This is a genomic window from Thermosynechococcus sp. OHK43 (assembly GCF_014466085.1).
Taxonomy (GTDB): Bacteria; Cyanobacteriota; Cyanobacteriia; order Thermosynechococcales; family Thermosynechococcaceae; genus Thermosynechococcus.
Genome location: NZ_JACOMP010000198.1, coordinates 1 through 15,657 on the forward strand (window position 1 = coordinate 1; position 15,657 = coordinate 15,657).

16 protein-coding genes are annotated in these 15,657 nt (G+C 52.8%); 13 read left to right on the forward strand and 3 right to left on the reverse strand.

The genetic code is table 11. From position 1 onward, the window contains the following. Nucleotides 1-66: 66 nt before the first annotated feature. Nucleotides 67-2,331, reverse strand: coding sequence for a ribonuclease R family protein (locus tag H8Q75_RS08335; protein ID WP_297041124.1), 2,265 nt, complete (start codon nucleotides 2,329-2,331; stop codon nucleotides 67-69). Nucleotides 2,332-2,551: 220 nt separating this feature from the next. Here H8Q75_RS08335 and acpP point away from each other — a divergent pair, with 220 nt between their 5' ends. The 6 genes from acpP (at nucleotide 2,552) to H8Q75_RS08365 (ending at nucleotide 7,740) form a co-directional block, all read left to right on the forward strand. Then, nucleotides 2,552-2,797: an acyl carrier protein gene (acpP, locus tag H8Q75_RS08340; protein ID WP_024124908.1), complete on the forward strand. Its 246-nt coding sequence runs from the start codon at nucleotides 2,552-2,554 to the stop codon at nucleotides 2,795-2,797. 4 nt (nucleotides 2,798-2,801) lie between these two features. Continuing rightward, the gene (gene fabF, locus H8Q75_RS08345; protein ID WP_024124907.1) at nucleotides 2,802-4,064 is read left to right on the forward strand and encodes a beta-ketoacyl-ACP synthase II; all 1,263 of its coding nucleotides are present in this window, start codon (nucleotides 2,802-2,804) and stop codon (nucleotides 4,062-4,064) included. Between the two features lie 42 nt (nucleotides 4,065-4,106). Next, nucleotides 4,107-6,101, forward strand: a complete 1,995-nt coding sequence (tkt, locus tag H8Q75_RS08350) for a transketolase (protein WP_024124906.1) — start codon at nucleotides 4,107-4,109, stop codon at nucleotides 6,099-6,101. Nucleotides 6,102-6,197: 96 nt separating this feature from the next. After that, entirely contained in the window at nucleotides 6,198-6,599 is a 402-nt protein-coding gene (locus H8Q75_RS08355) for a hypothetical protein (protein ID WP_041429107.1), read from the forward strand. Nucleotides 6,600-6,603: 4 nt separating this feature from the next. After that, nucleotides 6,604-7,014 (forward strand): hypothetical protein, encoded by a 411-nt coding sequence (locus H8Q75_RS08360; RefSeq protein ID WP_297041125.1) that lies wholly within the window; start codon nucleotides 6,604-6,606, stop codon nucleotides 7,012-7,014. A 108-nt stretch (nucleotides 7,015-7,122) separates the two neighbouring features. Next, nucleotides 7,123-7,740 carry a DUF3727 domain-containing protein gene (locus H8Q75_RS08365; protein WP_297041126.1) on the forward strand — a complete coding sequence of 206 codons (618 nt, stop codon included), beginning with the start codon at nucleotides 7,123-7,125 and terminating at the stop codon, nucleotides 7,738-7,740. Here the strand turns inward: H8Q75_RS08365 and H8Q75_RS08370 are convergent. Next, complete coding sequence (locus tag H8Q75_RS08370) at nucleotides 7,737-9,134, reverse strand: aminotransferase class I/II-fold pyridoxal phosphate-dependent enzyme (RefSeq protein ID WP_297041127.1); 1,398 nt, start codon at nucleotides 9,132-9,134, stop codon at nucleotides 7,737-7,739. The genes H8Q75_RS08365 and H8Q75_RS08370 overlap by 4 nt on opposite strands. Before the next feature lie 50 nt (nucleotides 9,135-9,184). Between H8Q75_RS08370 and H8Q75_RS08375 the strand changes: the two genes are divergently transcribed. Genes H8Q75_RS08375 through H8Q75_RS08390 form a run of 4 tightly spaced genes read left to right on the forward strand, consistent with a single transcriptional unit; the run spans nucleotide 9,185 to nucleotide 11,997 of the window. Then, on the forward strand, nucleotides 9,185-9,466 hold the full coding sequence (locus H8Q75_RS08375; RefSeq protein WP_024124901.1) for a helix-turn-helix transcriptional regulator: 282 nt from the start codon (nucleotides 9,185-9,187) through the stop codon (nucleotides 9,464-9,466). Continuing rightward, nucleotides 9,459-9,713 carry a hypothetical protein gene (locus H8Q75_RS08380; RefSeq protein ID WP_024124900.1) on the forward strand — a complete coding sequence of 85 codons (255 nt, stop codon included), beginning with the start codon at nucleotides 9,459-9,461 and terminating at the stop codon, nucleotides 9,711-9,713. Before H8Q75_RS08375 ends, H8Q75_RS08380 begins: the two co-directional genes overlap by 8 nt. A 50-nt stretch (nucleotides 9,714-9,763) precedes the next feature. Next, on the forward strand, nucleotides 9,764-10,756 hold the full coding sequence (locus tag H8Q75_RS08385; RefSeq protein WP_024124899.1) for a pentapeptide repeat-containing protein: 993 nt from the start codon (nucleotides 9,764-9,766) through the stop codon (nucleotides 10,754-10,756). A 44-nt stretch (nucleotides 10,757-10,800) separates the two neighbouring features. Further along, nucleotides 10,801-11,997, forward strand: coding sequence for a GNAT family N-acetyltransferase (locus H8Q75_RS08390; protein ID WP_024124898.1), 1,197 nt, complete (start codon nucleotides 10,801-10,803; stop codon nucleotides 11,995-11,997). On the opposite strand, the gene nrdR is transcribed toward H8Q75_RS08390, so the two are convergent. Then, nucleotides 11,994-12,482 carry a transcriptional regulator NrdR gene (nrdR, locus tag H8Q75_RS08395; RefSeq protein WP_024124897.1) on the reverse strand — a complete coding sequence of 163 codons (489 nt, stop codon included), beginning with the start codon at nucleotides 12,480-12,482 and terminating at the stop codon, nucleotides 11,994-11,996. The genes H8Q75_RS08390 and nrdR overlap by 4 nt on opposite strands. Nucleotides 12,483-12,601: 119 nt before the next feature. Here nrdR and H8Q75_RS08400 point away from each other — a divergent pair, with 119 nt between their 5' ends. The 3 genes from H8Q75_RS08400 to H8Q75_RS08410 all read left to right on the forward strand — a co-directional run. Next, the gene (locus H8Q75_RS08400; protein ID WP_255325213.1) at nucleotides 12,602-12,733 is read left to right on the forward strand and encodes a hypothetical protein; all 132 of its coding nucleotides are present in this window, start codon (nucleotides 12,602-12,604) and stop codon (nucleotides 12,731-12,733) included. 787 nt (nucleotides 12,734-13,520) lie between these two features. Continuing rightward, on the forward strand, nucleotides 13,521-13,847 hold the full coding sequence (locus tag H8Q75_RS08405; RefSeq protein WP_051372803.1) for a hypothetical protein: 327 nt from the start codon (nucleotides 13,521-13,523) through the stop codon (nucleotides 13,845-13,847). A 174-nt stretch (nucleotides 13,848-14,021) separates the two neighbouring features. Further along, nucleotides 14,022-15,657, forward strand: a 1,636-nt coding sequence (locus H8Q75_RS08410) for a sensor domain-containing diguanylate cyclase (RefSeq protein ID WP_297041128.1), incomplete at its 3' end; no start/stop codon positions are given.

Below are 15,657 nucleotides of genomic sequence, written 5' to 3' on the forward strand. Positions count from 1 at the left end.
CTCCGGTGTGCCAAAATAAACGATGTTCAAGCGCCGCCTACTCCCTGCAAAACATCAACTCTTGGTTTACAGATTCTCAGTGGCGTCATCCTCAGGAGGGGTGAGGGTTTCCCCGCCGTCACTGCTGTCGTTGAGATCTTCTTCGGTTGCTTGGGAGCCGCCACTAATGACTGTTAAGTCCACCTGCTGGCGGTAGGAATCCACATTTTTAATCAGCACTTCAACGCGATCGCCCAAGCGGTAACGCAGGCGATTACGCCGACCCGTCAAAGTTTGGGCATAGGCGCGGTATTCATACCAGTCATCCTTGAGGGAACTGACGTGGACTAGGCCCTCCACATTAAAATCAAGCAGTTCCACAAAGAAGCCATAGGACTGCACGCCCGTAATAATGCCAGGACGCACTTCGCCGATACAGGCTTGGACTTGGCGCACCCGTTGCAGCCCTACTAAATCCTTCCAAGCCATGTAGGTTTGCCGCTCCCGCTCTTGGAGGTGGGGGGCTAATTCGTTAACGAGCGTGTCTACTTCCCGCTGAATGTCGGTGGTGAAAACTGTCCAATTCACCTGCTCCAAGCAACTGGACTCGCCAAGATTGACGCGCTCTTTTGCCCGTGGCCCGCGGCGATCGCGCCCTTGTGTCAGGAGAATGTGTAAAATGCGCTGATTGGCAATATCGGTGTAGCGTTGCAACGGCGAGCAGAAATGGGCATAGCCCTCTCCAGTGGCCAAACTAAAGTGATTCAGCGCCATAGGGGAATCACTGGCGGGTTTGAGTTTATCGAGCAAGAGTTCCTGCAACACAGCTGCCAGATCCGAAGGGGCCAATTGCGCCATAAACCGCTGATAGTCGCGGGACGTGACCTGGGAGGGATTGTCTAGGCTCAAGGGCAAGTTCAAATTTTGGCACAGCTTGAGAAAATCCTGCACCGCATAAAGTTCGGGTACAGGTTGCGTGCGATAGAGGGCCGGTACCCCCAACTTCGCCAAATGACGGCCAAGGAGTTCATTGGCAAGAATAACCAAGCTGGTCCAAGGGGTCACCTTTGGTAGGAAAATGGCGGGGGCAAGGCCCTCATCGGCATAGGCAAGGCTCAGGGCCGCCGCTGGGGTCACTTCAATACTCCCCCGTGCCTGTCGCCGCTCGCTCACGGCATTGGCGAGGTGAATTAAAGCGCGCAACCAATCCCCAGAACTGTCTCCTAGGGCAAGGGTAGCCGCCACTTGTTCACTGGTGACACAGGCATCAATGCGGATACAACTGCGGTAAATCCTGTAGGACTGAACTTCGCCGGCGGTGTTGATTTCAATCAGCAGCGAAATGGCAGCGCGATCGCCCCCCGGCAGTAAGCGCAGCCTCTCCAATTCCTGCGGCAATAGGGGCAAACTGAGTTCAGGCGTTGCCAGGCCCATGCCCTGACGGCGAGCCGTGCGATCCAGCAGTTCATCCTGGGGAAGTAATCCCCCCACATCGCTAATGTGAATCCCCAACTTCCAGAGATCTTGCCCAAGAGCATCGAGGGAAAAGGCCACTTGGGGCTCTTGGCCGGGGGCGACTAAGGTAATGGTGACCAGCTCCCGCAAGTCTTGGCGATCGCTGAGGTCCAAGGTCTCCAACTGGGCATTCAAGGTGGCGGCTGCTGTGCGCAGGGCTGGATTAAATTGGCGGACAAGGTTGTGTTTGCAGCAAACCAAGTCAAGGACAGGTGCCGATTGGGCATCGCTCCCTAGGATCTGGGCAATTTCCCCCGTGGGCAGGTAGCCCCCCAAAGGATAGCGGCGAATGTTTACATGCACCAGCTGATCCACCACCGTCGATAGATCGGGCACAAGGTCATTTGGCTCAAGGGCAATTTCAAAGAGCAGGCGATCGTCGAGGGGCGTCCCACGAAACCCATCTTCTGTCTGTTTAACCCGAGCAATCACCGAGGGATTTCCTCGCTCAAGGATGAGTTTCACTTCCCCCTCTGGAGATTTCTTGCGGCGGCCTTCACGGGTGACCCGCACCAGCACGCGATCGCCATTCCAAGCAGTACTGAGTTGATGCTCGCGTACAAAAATATCTTCCGCACCCTCGGTATCTTGAATGGCAAAGCAAAAGCCCTTGCTCGAGCAGCGCAGCCGCCCTTCAATCAATCCATCATCACTGGCACGGCGATACTTGCCCCGTTCTTTGATGAGCAGGCCAATGCGTTCTAGGGCATCAAGGGCAATTTCCAGTTCTCGCTGGCTCTCAGGATCGTCACAGCCGAGTTTTTTTTCGAGAACCTTGGGGGCAACAAATTTATCTTCGCTAAAGTTGGCAAGTAGACTGGCAATCGTAAAATGCATCGGCAACTCGGTGAAGAGAGGGCAACGGTGGATGTGGCGTTGTTGGTCTCAAGTATTCAAACTGTAGCTTATCACAGTTGCAGGAGTACTTAGGGGATCCCCAATCTGTCCTATAATTAGGGCGCGTTGATTCTGGGCACGAAACATCCTAGATTTGAGGAATGGCGATCGCCCGCATGAATTACTGTTCTCAGTCGTTGTCCATCCAGTTAAGGCATCTATGAATCAATCTGAAATTCTTGAAAAAGTAAAAGCCATTGTTGCCGATCAACTCAGTGTTGATGCAGAAAAAGTTGTACCCGAAGCCAGTTTTGCCGAAGACCTCAACGCTGACTCCCTTGACTCCGTGGAGTTGATCATGGCCCTTGAGGAAGAGTTTGGTGTGGAAATTCCCGATGAAGAGGCAGAAAAACTCAAAACCGTCCAAGATGTCCTTGACTTTATCAACAATAAGGTAGCTGCATAGATCCATGGCAAAGGCGCATCAAAAACGGGTCGTTGTCACGGGGATGGGGGCAATTACCCCCCTCGGCAACACCCTTGCGGAGTATTGGGAAGGGTTAATGGCCGGTCGCAACGGCATTGATTACATCACGGCTTTTGATGCCAGTCGTCATGACTGCCGCATTGCGGCTGAGGTGCGTGGCTTTGATCCCACCCTCTACATGGATCGCAAAGATGCCAAGCGCATGGATCGCTTTGCTCAATTTGCCGTGGCTGCCAGTAAGCAAGCCCTTGCGGATGCCCAATTGACAATTGACGAGGGCAATGCCACTGACATTGGCATCATTATTGGTACGGGTGTGGGTGGTCTAAAGGTAATGGAGGATCAGCAGGAGGTCTATCTCACGAGGGGGCCCGATCGCTGTAGTCCGTTTATGATCCCGATGATGATTGCCAATATGGCCGCAGGACTCACCGCCATTCACACCGGTGCCAAGGGCCCCAATTCCTGTTCGGTAACCGCCTGTGCAGCAGGTTCCAATGCCATTGGCGATGCCTTCCGCATGGTGCAACACGGTTACGCCAAGGCGATGATCTGTGGGGGTACAGAGGCGGCGATTACGCCCCTATCGGTGGCAGGTTTTGCGGCAGCTCGCGCCCTTTCTACCCGCAATGATGATCCCCACCATGCCAGCCGCCCCTTTGACCTCCACCGCGATGGCTTTGTCCTTGGGGAAGGGGCCGGCATCTTGATCCTGGAAGAATTGGAATTTGCCCTTGCCCGGGGAGCACGCATCTATGCGGAAATGGTGGGCTACGGCTTGACCTGTGATGCCTACCACATGACTGCTCCCTCACCGGGGGGAGAAGGGGCTGCCCGTGCCATTGAAGCTTGCCTCAAGGATGCGGAGATTGCCCCGGATCAGGTGAGCTATATCAACGCCCACGGTACCAGTACCCCCGCCAACGACAGTACGGAAACCGCCGCCATTAAACGTGCCCTTGGCGAAGAAAATGCGCGTCGCGTTGCCGTGAGTTCGACAAAATCCATGACAGGGCACCTGCTGGGGGGGTCAGGGGGTATCGAGGCGATCGCCACGGTAATGGCCATAGCCCACGATCGCATCCCCCCTACAATTAACTTGGAGCAACCGGATCCCGCCTGCGATCTGGACTATGTTCCCCATCAGAGCCGGGCCTGTCCGGTGACGGTGGCTTTGTCCAACTCCTTTGGCTTTGGTGGGCACAACGTCACGTTGGCCTTCCGCAAGTTTACTCCCGACCTTTAACTGTCTGCTGCAAACCTAATTAGAGATTAGAGAGAGAAAGCAATGCCTGCGGTTACTCAATCCCTTGATGAACTCTGTATTAATGCGATCCGTTTCCTGGCGATCGATGCGGTACAAAAGGCCAACTCTGGGCACCCCGGCCTGCCCATGGGGGCGGCTCCCATGGCCTATGTGCTCTGGAACCAGTTCATGCGGTTTAACCCCAAAAATCCGCAGTGGTTCAATCGCGATCGCTTTGTCCTGTCGGCGGGTCATGGCTGTATGTTGCAGTATGCCCTGCTCTACCTCACAGGCTATGACAGCGTTACCATTGAGGATATTAAACAGTTCCGCCAGTGGGGGTCGCGCACGCCCGGTCACCCCGAAAACTTTGAAACCCCCGGTGTGGAGGTGACCACAGGTCCCCTCGGTCAAGGGATTTGTAACGCCGTTGGCTTAGCGGTGGCTGAAGCCCATCTGGCCGCCCGCTTCAACAAGCCCGACATCAAACTGGTAGATCACTACACCTACGTCATCCTTGGGGATGGCTGCAATATGGAGGGGGTCTCCGGAGAAGCCTGCTCCCTTGCTGGTCACTGGGGCTTGGGTAAACTCATTGCCCTCTACGACGATAACCACATTTCTATTGACGGCTCCACCGACATTGCCTTTACAGAGGATGTTTGCAAGCGTTTTGAAGCCTACGGTTGGCACGTGCAGCACGTTGCCGATGGCAATACAGATCTTGCCGGCATTGCCAAGGCCATTGAAGCTGCTAAGGCCGTAACCGATAAACCGTCACTCATTAAAGTCACCACCACCATTGGCTACGGTTCCCCCAACAAAGCCAACACTGCCGGTGTGCACGGTGCTGCTCTCGGCCCTGAGGAGGTCAAGCTTACCCGTGAAAACCTTGGCTGGAACTATGAACCCTTTGTCGTCCCCGAGGAAGTTCTGAGCCACTTCCGCAAAGCCATTGAGCGCGGTGCCAGCTATGAAGCAGAGTGGAACCAAACCCTGGCCACCTACCGCCAGAAATATCCTGAGGAGGCCGCCGAATTTGAACGGCTGCTACGGGGTGAATTGCCCGCCAACTGGGATGCCAATCTCCCCAGTTACACGCCTGCGGATAAGGCCGTGGCTACCCGCAAGCATTCGGAAATTTGCCTGAACGCGATTGCCCCTAACCTGCCAGAACTCATTGGCGGTTCTGCGGACCTGACCCACTCCAACCTCACTGAACTGAAGTGTTCCGGTGACTTCCAAAAAGGTCAGTACCACAATCGCAACATTCGCTTTGGCGTCCGTGAACACGGCATGGCCGCTATTTGCAACGGCATTGCTCTCCACAATTCCGGCTTGATTCCCTACTGCGCTACCTTCTTAGTCTTTGCTGATTACCTGCGGCCTGCCCTGCGCCTCTCCGCGCTCTCCCAAGCGGGTGTCATCTATGTGATGACCCACGACTCCATTGCCCTTGGGGAAGATGGGCCTACTCACCAACCTGTGGAAACCTTGGCCTCCCTGCGTGCCATTCCCAACCTACTGGTGATCCGGCCGGCCGATGGCAATGAAACCTCGGGGGCTTACCAAGTGGCCGTCCAACGGCGCAAACAGCCCACCCTACTGGCCCTGACCCGCCAAAATGTGCCCAACTTGGCCGGTAGCTCTGCGGCGAATGTCGCCAAAGGTGCCTATACCCTTGTGGATTGTGAAGGTACCCCCGACTTGATCCTGATTGGAACAGGTTCAGAGGTCTCCCTCTGTGTCAAGGCCGCTGAAACCCTGACCGCCAATGGCAAAAAGGTGCGGGTGGTGTCCATGCCCTCTTGGGAACTCTTTGAGGAGCAATCCCCTGAGTACAAAGCCAGTGTGCTGCCGGCGGGGGTAAAACGCCTTGCTGTGGAGGCGGCTTCTAGTTTTGGTTGGTGCCGCTATGCCGATGCAACGGTATCAATCGAGCGCTTTGGTGCCTCGGCTCCTGGTAACGTCCTCATGGAGAAATTTGGCTTCACTGTGGACAATGTGGTGGCCAAAGCCAATGCCCTTCTCAGCTAAGTGCCAGTGGTACGCCTTTAGACGGAAAATATCAATAGATGCCCAGGGTGGAGGGTTATACCTCTCTGCCCTATTTTCTCCTTTGGTAAAGACCCTATGCCACGTCGTCGGAAACGATTTCCCTGCGGCCATTACGGGTATGGTCAAGTGTGTCATCGCTGCGCCCAGTTAGCCCAAGCTAAAGCTCTAGAGGCAGCCCAACGGGAAAAGGCCCGCCTAGCGCGACAGGAATGGCAGGCCTCCTTTGCCAGCGATGTGGTGGATCTAAGGGGATTGCCCAAGGAGATTGTCCTTAAAGCGCGCCAAGTGATTGCCCAACTCCTTGCAGGAGCTGACTACCGTCAATTTAAGGGGAAGCGTCTCAATCACGATCGCCAGGTGATTAGCATTCCCCTGAATTATCACTATCGCCTCGTCTGCTACGACACCGGCGATCGCATTGAACCCCGCAGTGTCCTCTCCCATGAGGCCTACAATGTCAAAAAACCCCTCGCGTGATGCGATGTCCCTACCTACTGACCACCCTTGGTATGCGGCGGCTCAACTGATGCAACCGGCCCTGATTCGACTCCTTGATCAGCTGCGGCGATCGCTAGAAACTTCCCCTTGGCAGGGCACCTATGAAACCGTCGAGATTCCCTGTGGTGAGGCCGAACCCCAAATTCTCTATTGGCTGCATTTACGTCAGGGCGATCGCCAGCAGCGGGTGAATCTGTGGGAGCTTTGCTACCAAATTTGTTTTCAGCAGTACACCCCAGAACTCGTCTACAGCGGTATCCATGACTTTCAGGTGGGGGAGGTGCAAGCTGACCTCAGTCTTTTTGATCCTGCCGGGGAAGTGGACTGGCACAAGCTTGATCGGAAGGCAGCACAGGTGGTTGCAGCGCTATTTGCAGCTTTGGATTCCCCTTGATTTTAATTTCTTGGAGAAGAAGTAGCTAAGGTTGCCACCGGGAATGACCCACGACGACCCGCTGCGTGGTATGCTCCAATGCCATAGGAATCTTTTTACCGAAGCAGCATGGGCTCAAACTATCAAAACCAGCAAAACAGTAATGAGCAGCCTTGGGAAGAGGAAGACTTCGCAGAGGAAATGGAGCAGCTTCGCCTCTACGACGATGAGGGTCGCTTCCTTGACTGCTACATTGAGTTTCGTCTGAATGTGCAAGGGGAAACCTATGCACTGCTGCGCCCGGTGGACTACCCCGTAGAAATTTTTGCGGTCGTGGCTGAAAACGACGAGGAAGAAACCTTGGTGCCCCTAGAGGAGGAGGAAATTGATGCGGTCTTTGATACAGCCTGTGCCATCCTTGAAGAACAAAACCTCACCCTCAAGCGCACCGCACTCACCCTCACCGTAGAAGGCGAACTGCCAGACCTAGACGAAGATGAAATTCTCATGGTTGAGGTGGAAGCCGATGATGGCATCGAGGAGTATCAACCCCTCGGTAGTAGCTTCTTTTATGGGACACGGGAATACAGTGTTTATACGCCCCTGAGTCCCACCCTTTATGTGGCTCGCCTGGTCCCTGGTCAAGAGCCTGAACTGCTTTCGCCCCAAGACTTTCAACACCTGCAACCCCTCTTGGAGCAGCATTTGGTGACCCATTTGCTGGAAGAGGAGGACTGGGAGGACTAGACCTTACAAACTCTTAGGGTGTGCAGCGTCGGATCGGTGGCCCCCACAATCTCTGCCCCGACTTCTTGGAGGGTTTGCAACGTTGCAATCACTGATTCAGTGAATCGTTCGCCAGCGATGACAGTGGGAATCCCGGGTGGGTAGGGGGCGATTGTTTCGGCACTAATCTCATTGAGGGCCGCCCTCAGGGGAACCGCTCTCTGTGGACAAAAGTAGGCCTCCCGTGGTGAGAGTACCGGTTCTTTGAAGTTGGGGATTGATGGGATGGCCAGGGGTGGCAGAGGGGCATTGTGGCGGTATTGGGTGTAAACACTTTTCAGGCGATCGGTCAAGGTTTCTAGCATTGTTGGCGTCGTACCAAGGCCAAGGCAAAAGGTCAGCGATCGCCCACTGGGAAATTCAGCAATGATCTGCGGTTGCAGAAGCTCATCGAGGGCAAACCCCGTCAGACCTATCGGCCAAGTCCCTAGGGTCAATCGCAGCGGATCCTGAGGGATACCCGTGGGCTGCCATCGCGGCAGAGGCCATTCAGAGGTCTGGATCCACTGGAGAAGTCGCCCGTAGATTTGCTCTCCCTGCTGAGTCATTTGAGCGCCTGCTCGCTCAAGGGCTGCCAGCAACCAATAGCTAGGACTGGTGGTTTGCACAAGGTTTAGGGCCTGGCTCAAGCGTTCAGCAGACACCCGCTCTCCCTTCAGGTGCAGCACTGCCGTTTGGGTTAACGTTCCGAGGGTTTTGTGCCACGACTGCACCACCACATCCGCGCCTGCGGCCAAAGCGGTAACGGGAAAGGCTGGATGATAGGCAAAATGGCTGCCGTGGGCTTCATCGACAATGAGCGGCACACCGTGATTATGGACAGACTCGGCAATCTCTAGCAAGGGCGAGCAGAGGCCTTCATAGGTGGGACTGACAAGCACCACGGCCTTCGTATCGGGATAGGCGGCCAAGCCAGCAGAAACCACATCACGAGTGACTGGTAATGGCAGCCCCCACTGCGGATCAACCCCAACTCCCAAATAAACAGGCTTTGCCCCCGCTAACACCAGTCCCGCAATCACTGAGCGGTGGACATTGCGACCCACGAGAACGCGATCGCCAGGGCCAACTGTTGCCAAAAGGGCGGCCAAAAGGCCACCGGTTGCACCATTTACGAGAAACCACGCGCGATCGCTCCCCACTGTCGCCGCCACTGCCGCCTGTGCCTCTGCCAGCACCCCTGTGGGTTGAGCCAAATTATCAAGGCCGGGCAACTCACTCAAGTCTTGGGCTAAGGCCCTTCCCCAAAGGGCACGCAACAGCGGCTCCATGCCTCGACCCCGTTGATGACCGGGTGTGTGCAAGGGAATTGTGTGGTTTTGGGCTAAAAGAGCAGCAAGGAGAGAAGTCGTCAACTACAATTACAATTAATACTAGGCTTCTAAGTAATTATACGGATTTAGGGATGTCTATACCGCCAGACGATCGGTTGGAATATTCACTGCTGTCGGAGCGTGAGCTACAGGTGCTGGAGCTTGTGGCCGCAGGGCTAACCAACCAAGATATTGCTGCCAAACTAGACATCAGCAAGCGCACGGTAGATAACCACATCAGTAATATTCTCACGAAAACAAAATCAGAGAATCGGGTGGCACTTGTGCGCTGGGCGTTAGCGTGGGGTAAAGTGTGCTTGAATGATGTGAATTGTTGTGCTCTGCCCACCCCCCCTACCCAGCCCCATGAGTGAACGTGTGTACTACAATTCCCGAATGCCGCTGGCCGTCTATCGTGAGCTGGCTGCCCACTTGCAGTTACTCGATGGGGTTTCTGTGCGGCTGTTGCCCCAAACCTGTTCCCACTTTGACTACGAATTGAGTCAAATTGAGGGCATTGCCGTGGCTGTGCCCCCCACGCTTGACCCCAGTACTCAAGCACGATATGAGGAGATTCTGGAACACTACGGCCTTCAGCATGGCGGCTGGCGGCAATGTTAGCGATCGGCATTTTTTAGAAACGAAGTGGTGCTCCCTACTATAGACTGACGATGCAAGCCGAAGAGTTTCTCGCTCGCTATGCCGAGGGCCAAACCAACTTTCAAAGTGTGAATTTGGCGGGCATTAGTCTTGTGAACGCCGATTTCATCGGCATTGATCTGCGCGGTGCAAGTTTACAGGGGGTATATTTTCGGTTTTGTCATTTTGGCCGTGCCGACTTTAGCGATGCCCTGTTCACGGGTGCACGGTTGGAGGGATGCAACTTTACCCAAGCGATTTTTAATGACAGTCATTTTCGCGATGCTCAATGTCATGGTTGCATCTTCGATCGCGCCAATTTCCAAGGAGCAGATCTCACGTTAGCGGCTTTTCGCGACTGTAACTTCCTGAGTAGTGATTTGCGACAGGTCAGTTTAAGCCATACGGTTTTGGCGGGTTCCTGTTTGCGCAGTGCCAACTTTCGCAAAGAGAACTATCAGGAGGGGGCAAGTCTGGTGGGGGCGGATCTGCACCAGGTGGATCTCCAAGGAACAAATTTGGCAGGGACAGATCTATCGCGGGTGAACCTCAAGGGGGCCAATCTCAAGGAAGCCAACCTTAATGCTGCCAACCTTGTCCAAGCAAACTTGGAAAATACCAATCTTCAAGGGGCGATTCTCACCCGTGCCATTCTCTACAAGGCAAATTTGGTGGGGAGCAATTTGCGGCAGTCACGGCTCGTCCAAGCGGATTTGCGGGGAGCAATTCTCAATCAAGCGGATTTGAGTCAGGCAATTCTCTCAGAGGCGCGGCTCGATGATGCCCAAGCTCAAGGGGTGAATTTGCAGGCAGCGGTTTTGAACAAAGCGGATTTGCGGCGTACGGATTTGACGGGGGCCGATTTGCAGGAAGCTCGTCTGATTGATGCCTACCTCGCCCGCACGAATCTCAAGGGTGCCAATTTGCGCCAAGCCAACCTAATGCGTGCTGATCTCAGTAGTGCTCTGTTGCTGGAGGCTTGCTTGGAGCAGGCACTGATGCCCGATGGCAGTATCTTTCTCTAGGGGGCTTGCTATAGTACAACACAGAAGCAGTTTCCCTGAGAAACATGGTAGAGTTTGCAGCGGCACTGGCACCAGAGCTAACCATTCAGTGGGTGAATGCGATCGCCAGCGTTCCCCAAGACCAGTGGGATGCCCTGGCGTTGCCCCTAGAAACCCCCTTTTTGGAATGGGAATGGCTGCATCAAATTGAAGCCTCCGGCAGTGCAACGCCCCAAACAGGTTGGCTCCCCCAGCATTTGCTAGTTTGGCGCGATCGCCAGGGTCAGCGGGAACTGGTGGCCGCAGCGCCTCTGTATATCAAAGGTCACAGTCAAGGGGAATTTGTCTTTGATCACCAGTGGGCAGATTTAGCCGCGCGGTTGGGGATTCGCTATTATCCAAAGCTGCTGGGGATGGCGCCCTTTACACCGGCGGTGGGCTATCGCTTTCTCATGGTAGAGGGGGTGGATGTGGCCATGATGACCAAGGTGATGCTCCATGAAATTGATCGCCTTTGTCAGCGCCACCGCTTTTCCAGTTGCCACTTTCTCTATGTCGATCCCCAATGGCAACCCGCTGCCGAGGCCTACGGCTATCGGGCTTGGCTCCACCACAGTTACATCTGGCAAAATCGCAACTATCAGACCTTCGACGACTACCTAGCGGACTTCAATGCCAATCAACGCCGCAACATCAAGCGAGAACGCAAGGCCGTGGCTCAAGCAGATCTCACGTTTCGGGTTCATCAGGGGCATGAGGTCAGCCGTAGCCTGTTGCAACAGATGTACGATTTCTATGCCGATACTTGCGACAAATTTGGCTGGTGGGGCAGCAAGTATCTGACGCGGCAGTTTTTTGAAGGCCTGAGCGATCGCTATCGCCATCGAGTGGTTCTTTTTGCCGCCTATCCCAACAACGGCAGTCAGCGTCCCATTGCCATGTCCTTTTGCATTACCAAGGGAACCCATCTCTACGGTCGCTATTGGGGCTGTACCCGTGAAATTGATTGCCTGCACTTTAGTGCCTGCTACTACGAACCCATTGAGTGGGCGATCGCCCAAGGAATTCAGCGCTTTGATCCCGGCGCCGGTGGACGCCATAAAAAGCGGCGCGGCTTTCCAGCAACTCCCAACTACAGCCTGCACCGTTTCTATGAGCCACGTTTAGCGGAAATATTTGACCACTACATTGACCAGATCAATGACGAAGAGCAAAGGCTCATTGATACAATTAATGCCGATTTACCGATGAAGCAGCACTAAGGCTGGGAGGCTGTCAGCAGCTCTGGCGAGTCAGAAGTCTCTTGGAGATGGGCAAGTTCAGCAACAAAATCACTAATGCCCTGGAACTGGCGATAGACCGAAGCAAAGCGGACATAGGCCACTTCACTCAGGTGGCGCAATCGTTGTAGGGCTGCTTCCCCCAATTCGGTGCTGGTAACTTCGCGGCGCGATCGCAACTGCAAATCCGCCTCAATATCATCCACAAGGGCTTCAATTTTTTGTTGGGGAATGTTGGTTTTACCACAGGCGGTCATAATGCCCCGCAGCAATTTCGAGCGATCAAAGGACTCGCGATCGCCGTTGCGCTTAATGACCGTAATGGGCACAAACTCAATCCGCTCATAGGTGGTGAAACGACGACCACAGGCTAGGCACTCCCGCCGTCGCCGAATACTTTGCCCCCCTTCTGCCGATCGAGACTCTAGAACACGACTATCTGTATGGTGGCAATAGGGACACTGCATAGGGATCCCACGGATTCAGGCACCTGTAGAGTATCATAGCCGATTCTTTTCACTCATTAACCTTTGCTAGGACTGCGACAGCGTTTGCTAGGCTAGGGGTATTCCTTGGGTATCCTGCCATGACCAATCCAAACCCCCAAAAGAAACGCAATCAACCCACGATCATTAACGTCGAACCCGAAAATTTACTGCTCATTGTTGCCCTGAGTCTCTTTATGCCGCTGCTGATCGTCGGCTTTTTTGTACACTAGGATTCCTTAAAAAAACAAAATCACTTGCGATAGATACAGCATAAAGGCTAAAAACTTTATTTTTCATTGAAAATCAAAAAAATCAACATCTCAGCATCCTTTGCTGCTGAGGATTTGCTGCGCCAAAGTCTCCCTGTGGCGAAGTCGTTTTGGTGGGGCAGGAATTACTAAGAAATATTAAGAAAATTAAATAGTTCTTAATTATTCAACCCATCAGTTATTAAAAAGCAAAAAAGGGATTACGAATCCTTGAAGAATCAGTGGTCCAAGTTTTAGGATGATTTACAGACAGTCTCTAAAGCGAAAATGCTTTTCTAGCCTGATGTGGTTCCTTGGATGGAGTGTCAAAAATCAAGTTTTTTGGGGAAAATCAATGAATAATCGTCAATTTCAAGATGCGGTTCAATGTCTCAAAATTGATCACTTAATGAATGATTTCGAGATTAAAAAGATGACTAAATCAATATGCATTAAAATACCGAGACAAAAATTAATTAAAACTTAAATCCCGTAAAAAAAGAAGAATCAGTACTCCTTCAATACTAAACTCCCTTGGCAAAAATGAGGGAGGTTGCCTAGGACATGAGTATTGGCAAACTATCAAAGTTAATTCATTGACAAAATTACTCTCCTGAGGGCAATCTTAGGATGCAAAAAGTTGAAGTGACTTGGGCAGTTTGTATTCTCAATAACAACGGTGACCTTTTTTTCATGGTCTAATTTTTACTAGCACAACGAGAGTAATAGGCAATTTCGCTGTGCCTGATAAGATGTAAGGTTCTAGCTTATGACTTCCCCACTGTCGATCTCAATGATCTACCACCTGCGGCGGTTGTTGCGGCAGTATCAGCCATTTCTTAAGCCTGTCATCTATGAAGGAGCAGGGCTAGTGGCTAATCCCGAAGCCGATCTCTATGCTGTACTTGAGAGTCTTTATCCCGATGCGGAGCAATTGGCTACAGTCATGGAACAGTTGGCTAGACTGATTGTTTTGCACCAGAAAAAAGAGCTACTTTCTACTGAACAGTATGAGGCAATTAGCCAGCAAATTTTTTGGATTTTGGGATTAAAATACACGCTACCCCACGTGGGATTAGTATCTATGAGCGGCTAGCCAGCAGAGGATAGAAATTTTTGTGCCTGCGCATCAAGATTTTCAAAGAGACTTCAAAGAGACCTAGGAGTCTTACGGCCTAGGAGAGCCAGTTTTTGGTTTGTTGAGCACTTAAGCTAGGATATTTCCATGGAGCAGGATGACTCATCTTTATTTTTTCAGTTCAGGTGGCCAATGGTGAATGGTCAAACGGGCCATGGATTTGATTTTCCGCTAGGTACTGATCCCTATGACTTACTGCGGGATGTTTGTGCCCGTTTACCCCTGCTCATTCTCTTCTATGACAATGAGGGGCAGATTCATTCCCTTAACCAAGAGGTGATGACCCAGTTGGGCTGGGATACAGGGGACTTGATCTCAGGGGATTTTTTGAGTCAGTGCTTTCCCGATCCAGAAACCCAGCGGCAGATGCGTTATTGGATGATTCATCCCCCCAATGGTTGGCAGGAGGTACCTGTCCATGGCGCCGATGGTCAAGTTTTAGAGATGATTTGGGCTTTTGTGCGCTTTCCCAACGGGGCAGGTTTAATCTGTGGCTACAACGTTACCGATGTGAAGTTAACTCAGGCGGCGCTCCTGGAAACCAGCGATCGCTATACGCTGCTGACCCGTAGCATCAATGATGGTATTTGGGACTGGAATTTGACCACCAATGAGACGTTTTATTCCTCGCGTTGGAAAAATATTCTCGGCTATCAGGATGACGAAATTGGCAATCACATTGATGATTGGTTCAAGCGCATTCACCCCCAAGATGTGGAGCGGGTGAAGTTAAATTTAATGCTCCATATCCGCGGCCAAATCCCCCATTTCCACCAAGAGTTTCGCATTCAACATCGCAACGGGGCCTATCGTTGGGCTTTGGCACGGGGGCTGGTGCTGCGGGATGCCTATGGCAATGCCAGACGGATGGCGGGTTCTTTGACCGATTTGACGGAACATCACCTTGCAGAAGCCCAGTTGCTCTATGATGCCCTCCATGATTCGCTGACGGGGTTAGCCAATCGCACGCTCCTCCTTGACCGCATTGAACAGGCGACTCGCCATGCTCGTCGTCGTTCCGATTACAAGTTTGTAATTTTGTTTATTGATATTGATCGCTTTAAGGTCATTAACGACAGCCTTGGCCACAGTTGTGGCGACTTAATTTTGATTGAATTGGCCAATCGTCTCACCCGCATTGTCCGCGCCGATGACACGGTGGCTCGTATTGGGGGCGATGAGTTTGTGATTTTGCTGGATGACATTAGTGACAACAATGACGCTTTGGGGGTTTGCGATCGCATTCACAGTGAATTGAATAAACCCTTTGTCGTGAATGATCAGCCGATCGCGCTCAGGGTTAGTATTGGCGTGGCCACGCGATCGGCCCACATTGAGAAGGCAGAAAACTATTTGCGCAATGCCGATATTGCCATGTATCGTGCCAAGCTGGCGGGGGGGAATCGCTATCAAGTTTTTAGTGAAGACATGCATTTGATGGCGCGCGATCGCCTCTCCCTAGAAATCGGGTTGCGCCAAGCCGTTGAGCGGGACGAATTTACCCTCTTTTATCAGCCCATTTACCGCCTTAGGGACAATTCTCTCTACGGCTTTGAAGCCCTGATTCGCTGGCAGCATCCTACTCAGGGCTTACTCCTGCCCGATCGTTTCATTTCCCTTGCGGAGGAAACGGGATTGATTCTGTCCATTGGGGACTGGGTGATCTTGCGCGCCTGCCGTGATCTCCAGTACTGGCACGAGCAATTTCCCCAGTGTCAGTTATCCGTGAACGTGAATTTATCCAATCGGCAACTGATGTACCCTGCTC